We start from the raw sequence: 13,591 nt of genomic DNA, 5'->3' as shown, positions 1-13,591 counted from the left end.
GAGGTCGCCCGGCTGCAACAGGACAACCACAAGCTGGCACGGATCAATGCGGCGTTGATCGAGCGCATCGAGTCCGGCATGACCCAGGGCAACAACCCCTACACCACCTTTCAGCATTCGGTGGTGCTGGCCGAGCAAGTCCGCGAACGCACCGACGCGCTGAACCAGGCGATGGCCGAACTCAAGGCCAGCAACCACCTGCTGATCAACGCCCGGCTGCGTGCCGAAGCCCTGCGCGGCGAACAGATAGCGGCGCAGCAGGCCCAGGCCAGCGAGCGCTGGATTCGCCTGATCACCGACAACGTGCCGGCCCTGATCGGCTACCTGAATGCCGACCTTGTCTACGAGTTCACCAATAAAGTCTACGAAGAATGGTACTGCTGGCCGCGCGGGATGATGCTTGGCCAGAGCCTGCGCGAAGTCCACAGCGAGCAGCATTGCCAGCGCCTGGATGCCTACGTCGCCCGCGCCCTGGCCGGGGAAAGCGTGACCTTTGAGTTCGCCGAGACCAACATCAATAACCAGGAGCGCTACATGCTGCGCTCCTATGTGCCGAACATGCTCGCCAACGGTGAAGTGGTGGGGATTTTCGTGCTGATCCGCGACATCACCGAACGCCGGCGCACCGCCGAAGCCCTGCACCAGGCCTATCAGCACCTGGAGCAGCGCGTGGCCCAGCGCACCTCGGAACTGACCTCGCTCAACGGCCAGTTATTGAAGGAAATCGAGGAGCGCCGGCGCATGGAAGCACGCCTGCGCGAGGCCAAGCGCGAGGCCGAGCAGGCCAACCTGTCGAAAACCAAATTCCTCGCTGCCGTCAGCCACGACCTCCTGCAACCGCTGAACGCGGCGCGGCTGTTTACCAGTGCATTACTGGAACGCCCCAGCGAAACCCTGGTGCGCAACGTGAGCAATTCCCTGGAAGATGTGGAAAACCTGCTGGGCACCCTGGTGGATATTTCCAAGCTGGATGCCGGGGTGATCAAGGCCGATATCGCCCCGTTCGCCCTGAGTGAATTGCTCGATAACCTGGCGGCGGAGTACACCGAGCTGGCCCGCAGCGAAGGCCTGCAGCTGCATTTTGTCGGCTGCTCGGTGCTGGTGCACAGTGACATCCAGCTGCTCGCGCGGATCCTGCGCAACCTGCTCAGCAACGCGATTCGCTACACCTACAAGGGCCGCGTGGTGCTGGGCTGCCGGCGCCAGCACCAGCGCGTGTTGATCCAGGTGTGGGACAGCGGCATGGGCATTGCCGAGGAGCGGCTGGAGGAGATTTTCCAGGAGTTCAAGCGCGGTGATGTGCAGCGCCCGGACCAGGATCGCGGCTTGGGCCTGGGGCTGGCGATCGTGGAGAAAATCGCCGGGATACTTGGCCATCGTATCAGCGTCAGGTCCTGGCCGGGCCAGGGCTCGATGTTTTCGGTGGAGGTGCCGTTGAGCACCACCGCGCCCAGGTCCTTGCCGATGCCGTGCATGAGCGAGCCGCTGCTGGAGCGCCTGCAGGGCGCGCGGGTGTGGGTGCTGGATAACGATGCGGCGATCTGCGCGGGAATGCGCACCTTGCTCGAAGGCTGGGGCTGTTGCGTGGTGACGGCGTTGTCAGAGCAGGACCTGGCGCGGCAAGTGGACAACTACCATGCCGAGGCGGACCTGCTGATCGCCGACTACCACCTCGACCACGACCAGAACGGCGTGGACGCCGTCGCCCGCATCAACGCCCGGCGCGGTCGTGCGATCCCGGCGATGATGATCACCGCCAACTACAGCAATGAGTTGAAGCTGCAGATCCGCGAGCTGGGGCACACGCTGATGCACAAGCCGGTGCGGCCGATGAAGCTCAAGACGGCGATGAGTCACTTGCTCGGCCAACACGTCGCCCTGTAGGCCGGGGAGTTGGGCAGGATCAACGGCGCAGGTAGGAGCCGAAATCAATGTCCCCGGCACTGAGGATCGCCTGCACCCGGTTATGCACATTCAATTTGCGCAGGATCGCCGACACGTGAGCCTTCACCGTGGTCTCGGCAATCTCCAGGGTGTAGGCGATCTGCTTGTTCGACTCGCCCTTGGTCATGCGCTCCAGCACCAGCAGCTGCTTGCGGGTCAGGGCTTGCAGCAGCTCGGGGGCGAAGCCGGGGTTTTCGTTGAGGCGCCGGTGCGTGCCGGGCTTCTGGGTGCGGATGATGTCCGGCGGCAGGTACACATTGCCGTTGAGAATCTGCTGGATCGCCTCGGTCATTTGCAGGCGCGGCGAAGACTTGGTGATAAACCCCACGGCGCCATAGGTGATGGCCTGCAGCACGATCTGCTTGTCCTGCTCGGCGGAGACAATCACCACCGGGATGGTCGGCGATTCGTTGCGCAGGTTGATCAGGCCATTGAGGCCGTGCATGCCGGGCATGTTCAGGTCGAGCAGGATCAGGTCGAGGTCGTCGTGTTCCTGGGTCAGCGCGAGGGCACTGTCCAGGTCGGCGGTTTCCATCACGTCGCTGCCGGGGAACCCGTCGCTGATGACGTTATGGATCGCCTCGCGAAACAGCGGGTGATCGTCGGCAATCAGAATTTTGTACATGGCCGTTCACCTTCTTGTTGTGGATTTTTATTCAAAGGGTTCGGGTGCTGCAGCCGTCACTGGCAGTTTCGCCGCTTCCCATGCGTCCAAGCCATCGCGGTACCAATACACAGCGGTATAGCCCAGGTTGGCGGCTCGTTTTACCGCGTTCCAACTCAGCCAGCAATCGGCGCGGCAATAGAACACCAGCGGCCGGCTCAGGTCGCCGTGGGTGTATTTGTACAGGTGCCGCACGAAATAACCCTGCCATTCCGGCGTGAGGTCGCCGTCGCCGGTATTGGCCAGCCAGTGGCTGCCGGGCAGGTTGGCATGCGGCTGGTCCTCGATGAAGCGGCCTTGCAGCCATTGGCGGCGGTACACATCGACCAGCACCGGCGCGGGCGTCTGGCGCAGCAGGGTTTGCAGGGCCTGGGTGTCGACAATCGTCGCGCCTGGCAATTGCTCGGGCGTAGGGCTGCGGTACAGGCTGAGACGGTAGCCTTCGGCGGAAAACAGCGGGGTGTCGGCGCAGGTGTAGCCGACGAACAGGCACAGCAGTGCCACGAGGGGCAGTCGAGCGGGCAGCATGGCAAGGCAATCCTTATCGTTATGCGCCCATTACACGTGAGTCGCGCTGCCTTGGGAATGCGACGATAGACAGCAAAACCAGTACCAAAGTAGTAGGTCGCGGCAGACCCCGGGGTTCTAGCATGGGGAAGATACGCTGCCATTGGAGGCACTATGAACATCCTGCTGGTCGATGATCACGCCGTGGTCCGCCTGGGGTATGCCGGCCTGCTGCGCCACGGGCTGCCGGGCGTGGTGGTCCGTGAAGCGGCGAGCGGCGAGGAGGCCCTGGCGCGGGTGCACGAGGCAGTGCCCGCGCTGGTGATCATCGGCTTCGGCCTACCGGGGATCAGCGGCCTGGAAACCACTCGCCGCCTGCGCCAACGCCTGCCGCAGTTGCGCGTATTGTTCTTCAGCCAGCATGCGGAACTGCCGGTGGTGCGCCAGGCCCTGGACGCCGGCGCCGCCGGTTACCTGACCAAAAACGCCTCGCCGGCGGTGATGCTTGAGGCGGTGCAGCGCATCCTCGACGGCCACACCTACATCGAACAGGACCTGGCCACGCAACTGGCCTATCACCCCACCGACCGTCGCCTGCAGGGCATGACCCAGCGCGAGCTGGAGATTTTCCTCATGCTCGCCAAAGGCACCCCGGCACGCTCGATCGCGGCCCAGCTGAGTATCAGCAGCAAGACCGTGTCCAACCACCTGACCTTGCTCAAGAGTAAATTGCAGGTGAGTTCCCATGCCGAACTGGTCCACCTGGGCATCGATATGGGCGTAGTGCGAGTGGCGGGCTGATCTCTACCTGATGCACGCGGACCCTGTGGGAGTGGGCTTGCTCGCGAATACGCGGTGTCAGTTTCAGGTGTACTGACTGACCCGACGCTTTCGCGAGCAAGCCCGCTCCCACATGTTGATCCACGGCGTGCTAGCGATCCCAGGTGGTGGGGCAGTCCTTGCAGCCTTCCATGTTCGCGTCCTGGAAATTCCCGTAATGCTGGCGCGCACCGGTCAGGGTGGCGTTTTCCAGATTGCTTTCACCGAACTTGGCTTCCTGCAGATTTGCATCGCGCAGGTCCGCCCCTTGCAGGTCGGCCTTGCTCAGCCAGGTCATTTCCAGGTCCGCCGCGCGCAGGTTGGCCTTGTGCAGCTTGGCCCCGGACAGCCGCGCAAATTGCAGGTAGGCCGCACTGAGGTTGGCATTCTCGAATTGCGCCCCCTGGGCGAAGAGGCCCCAGCCCTGGATCGCCATCAACGTCGCGTCGGTGAAATTGGCCAGGCGCAGGTTGCTCTGCTGCAGGCTCGCGCGGGTCAGGTTGGCGCCTTGCAGCTGGGCTTTTTCCAGGTTGGCCAGGTCGAGGTTGGCGTGGCGCAGATCGGCCTCGCGCAAGTCAGCGCCGGCCAGGTTCATCTTGCTCAGGTTCTGATTGCTCAGGTTGGCGCCCTTGAGATTGGCGCCAGGGCACTGGCTGTGTTCGGCGATGGTGCAGCCGTTGATCACCAAGGGCGCGTCGTCGCCATCGTCGGCGTGGGCCAGGGGCAGGGACAGCAGGAGTAACAAGGGCAGGTATTTCATGACGAGACCTCGAAGGTGGCGGGGTACCTGTCGCACCGACTGCGCAGCAGCCGATGCGACAGGAAGAATGCCGCGGCCGCTTCGCAGCCCAGCGCGGGGCATGCCCGCTCGCCACAAAAGGCGACCCCGCATTCTCGGAGAGGTTACTTCTGGGCAGTTTTCAGGTCCCAGCTCGGGATCTTGAACACCCAGAACGAACCCCCTTGTGCCACCGGCTTGGTCAGCTCGGCCATGTCGCCCCCCCACAACGGCACCGCGCCGCCATAACCGACGGTGACGCCGATGTACTGCTCGCCATCCTGTTCCCAGGTGATCGGCGGCGAGACGATGCCGCTGCCGGTCTGGAACTTCCACAGCTCCTTGCCGGTTTTCGCGTCGAAGGCCTTGAAGAAGCCGTCGCCGGTGCCGGTGAATACCAGGTTGCCCTTGGTTGCCAGTACGCCGGCCCACAGTGGCAGGTGTTCCTTGTGTTCCCACACGACTTTGCCGGTGGTCGGGTTCATCGCGCGCAAAGTGCCGACGTGGTCGTCATACATGCGCTTGATGCGAAAACCCATGCCCAGGTACGCCGAGCCTTTCTTGTAGTTGACCTCTTCGGTCCAGTATTCCTCTTTCCACTGGTTGCCCGGGATGTAGAACAGGCCAGTGTCCTGGCTGTAGGCCATGGGGTTCCAGTTCTTGCCGCCCAGGAACGGCGGCGAGACTTCCACCGGCTTGCCCTTGGTTTCACCCGGCAGCGGTTTGGCCGGACGCTGGCCTTCGTTTTCCACCGGACGCCCGGTCTTCAGGTCGATATGGCTGGCCCAGGTGATGTTGTCGACGAACGGGAAAGCGTTCTGCAGCTTGCCGTTGGTGCGGTCGACCACATAGAAAAAGCCGTTGCGGTCGGCGTGGCCGGTAGCCTTGGTGACTTTGCCGTCCTTGTCCTTGTAGTCGAACAGCACCAGTTCGTTGTTGCCGGAGAAGTCCCAGGCATCGTTCGGGGTGTGCTGGTAGAACCACTTCACTTCGCCGGTGCTCGGGTCGACGCCGACCTGGCCGGAGGTGTAGAGGCTGTCGAAATCGTGTGGGTTGCCGTCCTTGGAGGTGCGCGCCCAGGTGTTCCACGGGCCCGGGTTGCCGGCGCCGACGATGATGGTGTTGGTCTCGGCATCGAAGCTCGCGCTCTGCCAAGGTGCGCCGCCGCCGTGGCTCCAGGCCTCGACCTTGCCGGTTTCGGTGGTCGGGTCATCCGGCCACGACGGCGCCTTGACGTCGCCGGTCGGGGTGCTGTCCTTGCCGTTCAGGCGGCCCATGTGGCCTTCCACGAACGGGCGCATCCACACTTCTTCGCCGGTGTCCGGGTCGCGCGCATACAGCTGGCCGACCACGCCGAACTCATCGCCGGAGCTGCCGTGGATCAGCAGCACCTTGCCGCTGACCTTGTCCTTGATCAGCACCGGGGCGCCGGTCATGGTGTAGCCGGCGGCGTGGTCGCCGAATTTCTTGTTCCACACCACTTTGCCGGTGTTCTTGTCGAGGGCGATCAGGCGCGCATCGAGGGTGCCGAAGTAGATCTTGTCGCCGAAGATCGCCGCGCCACGGTTGACCACGTCACAGCACGGGCGAATGTTGTCGGGCAGGCGGTGGTTGTAGGTCCACAGGCGTTTGCCGGTCTTCGCGTCGAGGGCGAACACGCGGGAGTAGGAACCGGTGACGTAGACCACGCCGTCGCTGACGATGGCCTGGGATTCCTGGCCGCGCTGTTTCTCGTCGCCGAACGAGTAGGACCAGGCAGGCGTGAGCTTGAACACGTTCTTGTCGTTGACCTGGGCCAGCGGGCTCCAGCGCTGGGCGTTGGTGCCCATGCCGTATTGCAGCACGTCCTTTGTGGTCAGGTGGTCGTTGGCGATGTCTTCCCAGGTGACGTTACGCGTCTGCTTCGCAGGTTCGGCAGCGGCATGGCTGGCAGCACTGAGGGACAGGCTGCCCACCAGCAGAAAGGCTTGCAGGGCAAGGCTCAAGGGTGAGAGGGCGGGTAGCGATCTTATTGTCATGGTTGCAGTTCCCAGTGGAGGTTTTGGCCTGCACAGGGTGCGACGTCCATGGGCGTGCGAATACGGAAAAAGTCCCGGTGTTGCCGGGACAATTTCCCGAACCGCCTCTGATTTAGCAGTGCCCCACAAGGCCTGCTACCAACGGATGAGAACCCGACCACCAAAGCAGCATACGGGTGCCGCCGAGCGCTTCCTAAGATGGTTGCCATAGCCTCTGCCAAGAGGTTTTGCGTGCACTCCTGAGGGAAAAAATAATGACAACAAAACGCAACGCCTGGATGACCGCCTGCCTGTTTGCCGGGGTACTCGGTGCCGGTGCCGTCATGGCCCACGGCAACGTCACACCGACCGCCGTGGAAACCAAGGGCCTGACCCCGATCAAGGACGCCGGCGTGCCGCTGGACGCCGATGGCTGGGCCGCGACCAACCCCTATCGCACTTCGCCCGAGCACGACAAGGCGGTGGAAGTCGGTGCCTCGGCCTATAACCAGAACTGCGCCGCCTGCCATGGCCTGGAAGCCAAGTCCGGCGGGATCGCACCCGACCTGCGCATGCTCGATGTGGGCGACGCCGGCGATGAATGGTTTGTCGAACGGGTGCGCCACGGTGCGGTGCGCGATGGCCGGGTCTACATGCCGAAAATGGCCGACTACCTGAGCCAGGAAGCCCTGTGGGCAGTGCGCACTTACCTCGACAGCGTGCACGTCGAGGAGTAGGGCATGCGCCTGCGCGGGGTGTGGATCTGCTGGTTGCCGATGCTGGCCTGGGGCGCGCCCGTGGACCCGGTGCCGTCGGTGATGTGGGATTACTACCACCAGCGTTTTCTCGACAATGCGCCCTTCGTGTTCGACGCGCGCGTCAAGCTGCTGGCCCCGCCGTTCGCCGAAGATGCGCGCCAGGTGCCGCTGGAAATCGACGCCCGCGCGTTCAAGGGCGAGGTGGTGAAAATCCTCGCCTGGGCCGAGTTGAACCCGTTGCCGAAAATCGTCGACTTCCAGCCCCGCGAGGGTGTGCTGCCGTGGCTGTCGATCCGGATTCGCATCGAACAGGCCACGCCGTTGCGCGCGGCGGTGCTGACCAGGGACGGCCTCTGGCATGTCGGCTCGACCCTGATCGATGCAGCCGGCGGCGGCTGCACCGCACCCAGCGTGGTGCGCACCCAGGCGGGTTGGGAAGAGCACCTCGGCGAAGTGTTCGGCGGACGCTACCCGCGCGCCGAATTCAGCCGCGTCAAGTTGCAAGTCGCGCACCCGATGGATAACGGCATGGTCAGCGGCATTCCCGAATTCTTTATCAACACGGCCGAACTCCGCGGCGCCGACGGTCAGTTATTGGCGACGCTGGAGCTGTTTCCCGCGGTCAGCGAAAACCCCAGCCTGGCCTTTGATATCCAGGCGACCGGCCCCACGCGCCTGACCCTGCGCGACACCAGCGGCAGCCAGTTCGAGGCGGCCATCCCATGACCCTGCGCTGGACGCTCTTGTGGCTGATCCTGTTCAGCCTGCCGGTGCTGGCCGAGCTGGATTACGCCCTCAAGCCGCGGCTGATCGCCGACAACACCTGGTTGCTCGAAGGCAGCACCGACAATTTCGCCAAGGACAATGGCGGCAACATCGTCAATGTCGGGTTCATCGTCACCGAGCCCGGCGTGGTGGTGATCGACACCGGGCCGTCCCGGCGCTACGGCGAAGCGTTGCGCCAGGCCATCGCCCGGGTCACCGACAAACCGGTGATCCAGGTGCTGTTGACTCACCACCACCCCGACCATGCCCTGGGCAACCAGGCGTTCAAGGACGTGCCGATTGGCGCACTCGCCGGCACCACCACGTTACTGCATGAACAGGGCGACAGCCTGGCCGAGAACCTCTACCGCCTGGTCGGTGACTGGATGCGCGGCACCGAAGTGGTGCTGCCCGGTGAAACCCTGCAGCCGGGTGTGAAGACCTTCGGCAGTCACGATCTGCAACTGCTGCAGCTACGCGGCCATACCGGCGCGGACCTGGCGATCCTCGACCGGAAGACGGGGGTGTTGTTCGCCGGTGACCTGGTGTTCTACCAGCGTGCGCTCACCACCCCGCACTCACCGGGCCTGGCCGTGTGGCTGGCCGATATCGCCACCCTGCAAGGCTTGCCCTGGACCCTGATCGTGCCTGGCCACGGCCCTGTGGCGACCGACGCCAAACCGCTGGAGCAGATGCGCGACTACCTCACCTGGCTCGATCAATTGCTGCGCGACGCCGCTGCACAGGGCAGTGATATGCCGGAGCTGATCCGCAGCCCGATCCCTGCACGTTTCGCGGCGATCAACCTCAGCCGCTACGAATTGATCCGCAGCGTGACCCATCTGTACCCGCAATACGAACGCACGCAGATGCAACGCATCAACCCCTGACAATACCCACAACAGACAGAGGCCTCACCATGATCTACGCACAACCTGGCACCCCCGGCGCCGTCGTCAGCTTCAAGCCGCGCTATGGCAATTACATCGGCGGTGAGTTCGTCGCGCCGGTCAATGGCGAGTACTTCACCAACACTTCGCCGGTCACCGGTGAGGCGATCGCCGACTTCCCGCGCTCGACCGCCGCCGATATCGACAAGGCCCTCGACGCTGCGCATGCCGCCGCCGACGCCTGGGGCAAGACCTCGGCCCAGGACCGTGCCCTGGTGCTGCTGAAGATCGCCGACCGCATCGAGCAGCACCTCGAAGTGCTGGCCGTGACCGAAACCTGGGACAACGGCAAGGCCGTGCGCGAAACCCTCAACGCCGATGTGCCGCTGGCCGCTGACCATTTTCGCTATTTCGCCGGCTGCATCCGCGCCCAGGAAGGCGGTGCCGCCGAGATCAACGAGCTGACTGCCGCTTATCACTTCCACGAGCCGCTGGGCGTGGTCGGGCAGATCATTCCGTGGAACTTCCCGCTGCTGATGGCCGCGTGGAAACTCGCCCCGGCGCTGGCTGCCGGCAACTGCATCGTGCTCAAGCCGGCCGAGCAGACGCCCCTGTCGATCATGGTGTTTGCCGAACTGGTCGGCGACCTGCTGCCGCCGGGCGTGCTGAACATCGTCCAGGGCTTTGGCCGCGAGGCGGGCGAGGCACTGGCCACCAGCAAGCGCATCGCCAAGATCGCCTTTACCGGCTCGACTCCGGTGGGCGCGCACATCATGCATGCCGCCGCCGAGAACATCATTCCGTCCACCGTGGAGCTGGGCGGCAAGTCGCCGAATATTTTCTTCGAAGACATCATGCAGGCCGAGCCGCAATTCATCGAAAAAGCCGCCGAAGGGCTGGTGCTGGCGTTCTTCAACCAGGGCGAAGTGTGCACCTGCCCGTCGCGGGCGCTGGTGCAGGAGTCGATCTACGAAGCGTTCATGGCCGAGGTCATGAAGAAGATCGTCAAGATCAAGCGTGGCAACCCGCTGGACACCGAGACCATGGTCGGCGCGCAGGCGTCCGAGCAGCAATTCGACAAGATCCTCTCCTACCTGAAAATCGCCCAGGAGGAGGGCGCGGTGCTGCTCACCGGCGGCGCGGCCGAGCGCTTGGAGGGGGATTTGTCCAGCGGCTATTACATCCAGCCGACACTGCTCAAGGGCCACAACAAGATGCGCGTGTTCCAGGAAGAAATCTTCGGCCCGGTGGTGGGCGTGACCACCTTCAAGGACGAGGCCGAGGCACTCGCGATTGCCAACGACAGTGAGTTCGGCCTGGGCGCCGGGTTGTGGACCCGCGACATCAACCGGGCCTACCGCATGGGCCGGGCGATCAAGGCGGGTCGGGTGTGGACCAACTGCTATCACCTGTACCCGGCGCACGCGGCCTTCGGCGGCTACAAGAAGTCGGGTGTGGGGCGTGAGAACCACAAGATGATGCTGGACCACTATCAGCAGACCAAGAACCTGCTGGTGAGCTACGACATCAACCCGCTGGGTTTCTTCTGACCCTGACCTGAAGGGCAAGCACCTGTGGGAGCCGGCTTGCCGGCTCCTACCATTCGATCGTTGTACCTGCGCGACTAATGCAGGGTGAGGGTTGCTTCGAAAGTAGCATTCGCCTCGCCGATCCTGCGTGCATTAATGGATTCACCGGAATCTTCCGGCACAACAAGAGGACGCTCCCCATGTGGATCAAACCCGCTTTCACTGACCTGCGTATCGGCTTCGAAGTGACGATGTACTTCGCCAGCCGCTGATCTGGCGTGCTGCAGGGAAGATGCCTCTTTGGTCTGATTGCTTTCGCGGCCGGATCGGTTAGTGTGGAGCGCATCTTCCAAAATAATAAGAAACAGGCTTAACAATGAGCCCAAACCTGAGCCTCCTGCGTAAATTCGTCTCGCCTGAAATCATCTTCGGCGCCGGCTGCCGGCATAACGTCGGCAATTACGCCAAGACCTTCGGCGCGCGCAAGGTGCTGGTGGTCAGCGACCCCGGCGTGATTGCCGCCGGCTGGGTCGCCGATGTCGAAGCCAGCCTGCAAGCCCTCGGTATCGACTACTGCCTGTACACCGCCGTATCGCCCAACCCGCGCGTCGAAGAAGTGATGCTCGGCGCCGAGGTGTACCGCGAAAACCATTGCGACGTGATCGTGGCCATCGGCGGCGGCAGCCCGATGGACTGCGGCAAGGCCATCGGCATTGTGGTCGCCCATGGGCGCAGCATCCTCGAGTTCGAAGGCGTGGACACCATTCGCGTGCCCAGCCCGCCCTTGATCCTCATTCCCACCACGGCCGGCACCTCGGCGGACGTGTCGCAATTCGTGATCATCTCCAACCAACAGGAACGCATGAAGTTCTCCATCGTCAGCAAGGCGGTGGTGCCGGACGTGTCGCTGATCGACCCGGAAACCACCGCGAGCATGGACCCGTTCCTGTCCGCGTGTACCGGCATCGACGCGCTGGTGCATGCCATCGAGGCGTTCGTCTCCACCGGGCATGGCCCGCTTACCGACCCTCACGCGCTCGAGGCCATGCGCCTGATCAACGGCAACCTGGTGCAGATGATCGCCAACCCCGGCGACATTGCCCTGCGCGAGAAAATCATGCTCGGCAGCATGCAGGCCGGGCTGGCGTTTTCGAATGCGATCCTCGGCGCGGTGCACGCCATGTCCCACAGCCTGGGCGGCTTCCTCGACTTGCCCCACGGCCTGTGCAACGCGGTATTGGTGGAGCACGTCGTTGCATTCAACTACAGCTCGGCGCCGGAGCGGTTCAAGGTAATTGCCGAGACCTTCGGCATCGACTGCCGTGGCCTCAACCATCGGCAGATCTGCGCGCGGCTGGTAGAGCACCTGATTGCGCTCAAGCACGCGATCGGTTTCAACGAGACGCTCGGCCTGCACGGCGTGCGCATGGCCGACATCCCGTTTCTGTCCCAGCATGCGATGCATGACCCGTGCATCCTCACCAACCCGCGCGAGTCCAGCCAGCGTGATGTCGAGGTCGTCTATGGCGAAGCTCTCTGACGCGCAACAGCGCGCCCTGGCCGGGCTGCTGGGGCTGGGCGACCAGTCGGCGCGCAAGAGCCATTACCCGGAACTCACCGCGCGGCTCGACGAGCTGGAGGCCGAGCGCAATCGCTACATCCGCCTCAACGACGAACTGGAGCAGCGGGTCGCCGCGCGCACCGACGAGCTGCTGGAGGCCAACCTCAACCTGCAACAGCAGATTGCCCAGCGCGAGCAGATCGAACAGGACCTGCGCGACGCCCGTGACGCCGCCCAGGCCGCCAATCGCAGCAAGGACAAATACCTCGCCGCCGCCAGCCATGACCTGCTGCAACCGCTGAACGCCGCGCGGCTGCTGATCTCGACCTTGCGCGAGCGCAACTTGCCGAGCGTCGAGCAGGTACTGGTGGAACGCACCCACCAGGCCCTGGAGGGCGCCGAGGACTTGCTCACCGACCTGCTGGATATCTCGCGGCTCGACCAGGCGGCGGTCAAGCCGGACGTGGCGCTGTATCGCCTGGATGAGTTATTTGCGCCGCTGGTCTCGGAGTTCCAGTCGGTGGCCCAGGCAGCCGGCCTCAACCTGCGCGCGCGTACCGGCGGGTATGCGATCCGTACCGACTTGCGGCTGTTGACGCGGATTCTGCGCAACTTCCTCAGCAATGCCTGCCGCTATACCGATGAGGGCTGCATCCTCCTTGGCGCGCGCCGGCGCGGTGATCGCCTGCGCCTGGAGGTGTGGGACACCGGGCGCGGGATTGCGGCGGATCGGTTGGGTTCGATCTTTCTGGAATTCAACCAGCTCGACGTCGGCCGCGCGTCGGACCGCAAGGGGGTAGGGCTGGGCCTGGCGATTGTCGAGCGTATCGCCGATATTCTTGGCTACCCGGTGGCGGTGCGGTCCTGGCCGGGGCGCGGTTCGATGTTCAGTATCGAGGTGCCGCTGAGCGACGAAATGCCACTGGCGATCAGCCAACTGCCCGTCGCGCCTACCACCGGTAACCCGCTGCCGGGACGGCGCTTGCTGGTGATCGACAACGAAGTGAGCATCCTCGAAAGCATGCGCGCGCTGCTCGGCCAGTGGGGCTGCGAGGTGGTCACCGCCACTGATCAGGCGGGGGCCTTGCTGGCGCTGCAGGGCAGGGCGCCGGAGTTGATCCTGGCCGACTATCACCTTGACCATGGGGTGGTCGGCTGTGCAGTGGTCAAGCATCTGCGTGAGCACTTCGAGCAGAAGATCCCGGCGGTGATCATCACCGCCGATCGCACCGACCAGTGCCGCCGCGCGCTGCGCCGCCTGGAAGCGCCGCTGCTGAACAAACCGGTCAAGCCCGGCAAGTTGCGCGCGGTATTGAGCCAATTACTCGCCTGACGCCCGGCGCGTTGATACCCGTCAACACACCCTGCGACCTTATGCG

At 64.0% G+C, this 13,591-nt stretch carries 12 protein-coding genes and 1 pseudogene; 9 read left to right on the top strand and 4 right to left on the bottom strand.

Features of this window, described 5'->3' with window-relative positions; all coding sequences use genetic code 11:
- Positions 1-252 precede the first annotated feature (252 nt).
- Positions 253-1,884, top strand: a pseudogene (locus tag BBG20_RS12855) (PAS domain-containing hybrid sensor histidine kinase/response regulator); the annotation flags it as partial.
- Positions 1,885-1,903: 19 nt separating this feature from the next.
- Here BBG20_RS12855 and BBG20_RS12850 read toward each other — a convergent pair.
- Both BBG20_RS12850 and BBG20_RS12845 read right to left on the bottom strand, forming a co-directional pair.
- Positions 1,904-2,569, bottom strand: a complete 666-nt coding sequence (locus tag BBG20_RS12850) for a response regulator transcription factor (RefSeq protein WP_065903944.1) — start codon at positions 2,567-2,569, stop codon at positions 1,904-1,906.
- A 27-nt stretch (positions 2,570-2,596) separates the two neighbouring features.
- Positions 2,597-3,136, bottom strand: coding sequence for a PQQ-dependent catabolism-associated CXXCW motif protein (locus BBG20_RS12845; protein WP_065903941.1), 540 nt, complete (start codon positions 3,134-3,136; stop codon positions 2,597-2,599).
- 153 nt (positions 3,137-3,289) lie between these two features.
- Between BBG20_RS12845 and BBG20_RS12840 the strand changes: the two genes are divergently transcribed.
- Positions 3,290-3,916, top strand: a complete 627-nt coding sequence (locus BBG20_RS12840; protein WP_065903938.1) for a response regulator — start codon at positions 3,290-3,292, stop codon at positions 3,914-3,916.
- Positions 3,917-4,046: 130 nt separating this feature from the next.
- Here the strand turns inward: BBG20_RS12840 and BBG20_RS12835 are convergent, their stop codons facing one another.
- Together BBG20_RS12835 and exaA are read right to left on the bottom strand one after the other, a co-directional pair.
- Complete coding sequence (locus BBG20_RS12835) at positions 4,047-4,694, bottom strand: pentapeptide repeat-containing protein (RefSeq protein WP_065903937.1); 648 nt, start codon at positions 4,692-4,694, stop codon at positions 4,047-4,049.
- A 143-nt stretch (positions 4,695-4,837) separates the two neighbouring features.
- Positions 4,838-6,730: a quinoprotein ethanol dehydrogenase gene (exaA, locus tag BBG20_RS12830; protein ID WP_065903934.1), complete on the bottom strand. Its 1,893-nt coding sequence runs from the start codon at positions 6,728-6,730 to the stop codon at positions 4,838-4,840.
- 254 nt (positions 6,731-6,984) lie between these two features.
- Between exaA and pedF the strand changes: the two genes are divergently transcribed.
- The 7 genes from pedF to BBG20_RS12795 all read left to right on the top strand — a co-directional run bounded on the left by pedF (position 6,985) and on the right by BBG20_RS12795 (position 13,545).
- Positions 6,985-7,446 carry a cytochrome c-550 PedF gene (pedF, locus tag BBG20_RS12825; protein ID WP_065903930.1) on the top strand — a complete coding sequence of 154 codons (462 nt, stop codon included), beginning with the start codon at positions 6,985-6,987 and terminating at the stop codon, positions 7,444-7,446.
- Positions 7,447-7,449: 3 nt separating this feature from the next.
- A complete protein-coding gene (locus BBG20_RS12820; protein ID WP_065903927.1) occupies positions 7,450-8,193 on the top strand; it encodes a quinoprotein dehydrogenase-associated SoxYZ-like carrier in 744 nt (247 codons plus the stop codon).
- A 2-nt stretch (positions 8,194-8,195) separates the two neighbouring features.
- Positions 8,196-9,122, top strand: coding sequence for a quinoprotein relay system zinc metallohydrolase 1 (locus BBG20_RS12815; RefSeq protein ID WP_065904271.1), 927 nt, complete (start codon positions 8,196-8,198; stop codon positions 9,120-9,122).
- A 29-nt stretch (positions 9,123-9,151) separates the two neighbouring features.
- Entirely contained in the window at positions 9,152-10,672 is a 1,521-nt protein-coding gene (gene exaC / locus BBG20_RS12810) for an acetaldehyde dehydrogenase ExaC (protein ID WP_065903924.1), read from the top strand.
- A 179-nt stretch (positions 10,673-10,851) separates the two neighbouring features.
- Positions 10,852-10,923 carry a pyrroloquinoline quinone precursor peptide PqqA gene (pqqA, locus tag BBG20_RS32445; protein ID WP_106805631.1) on the top strand — a complete coding sequence of 24 codons (72 nt, stop codon included), beginning with the start codon at positions 10,852-10,854 and terminating at the stop codon, positions 10,921-10,923.
- 104 nt (positions 10,924-11,027) lie between these two features.
- On the top strand, positions 11,028-12,191 hold the full coding sequence (gene ercA / locus BBG20_RS12800; protein ID WP_065903913.1) for an alcohol dehydrogenase-like regulatory protein ErcA: 1,164 nt from the start codon (positions 11,028-11,030) through the stop codon (positions 12,189-12,191).
- The gene (locus tag BBG20_RS12795; protein ID WP_065903909.1) at positions 12,175-13,545 is read left to right on the top strand and encodes an ATP-binding response regulator; all 1,371 of its coding nucleotides are present in this window, start codon (positions 12,175-12,177) and stop codon (positions 13,543-13,545) included. Before ercA ends, BBG20_RS12795 begins: the two co-directional genes overlap by 17 nt.
- The last annotated feature ends 46 nt before the right edge of the window (positions 13,546-13,591 follow it).

Source organism: Pseudomonas aylmerensis, from assembly GCF_001702265.1.
In the GTDB taxonomy this organism is placed as follows: domain Bacteria; phylum Pseudomonadota; class Gammaproteobacteria; order Pseudomonadales; family Pseudomonadaceae; genus Aquipseudomonas; species Aquipseudomonas aylmerensis.
Note: the sequence above shows the minus strand (reverse complement) of the source record. Positions and strands in the feature narration are given on the sequence as shown.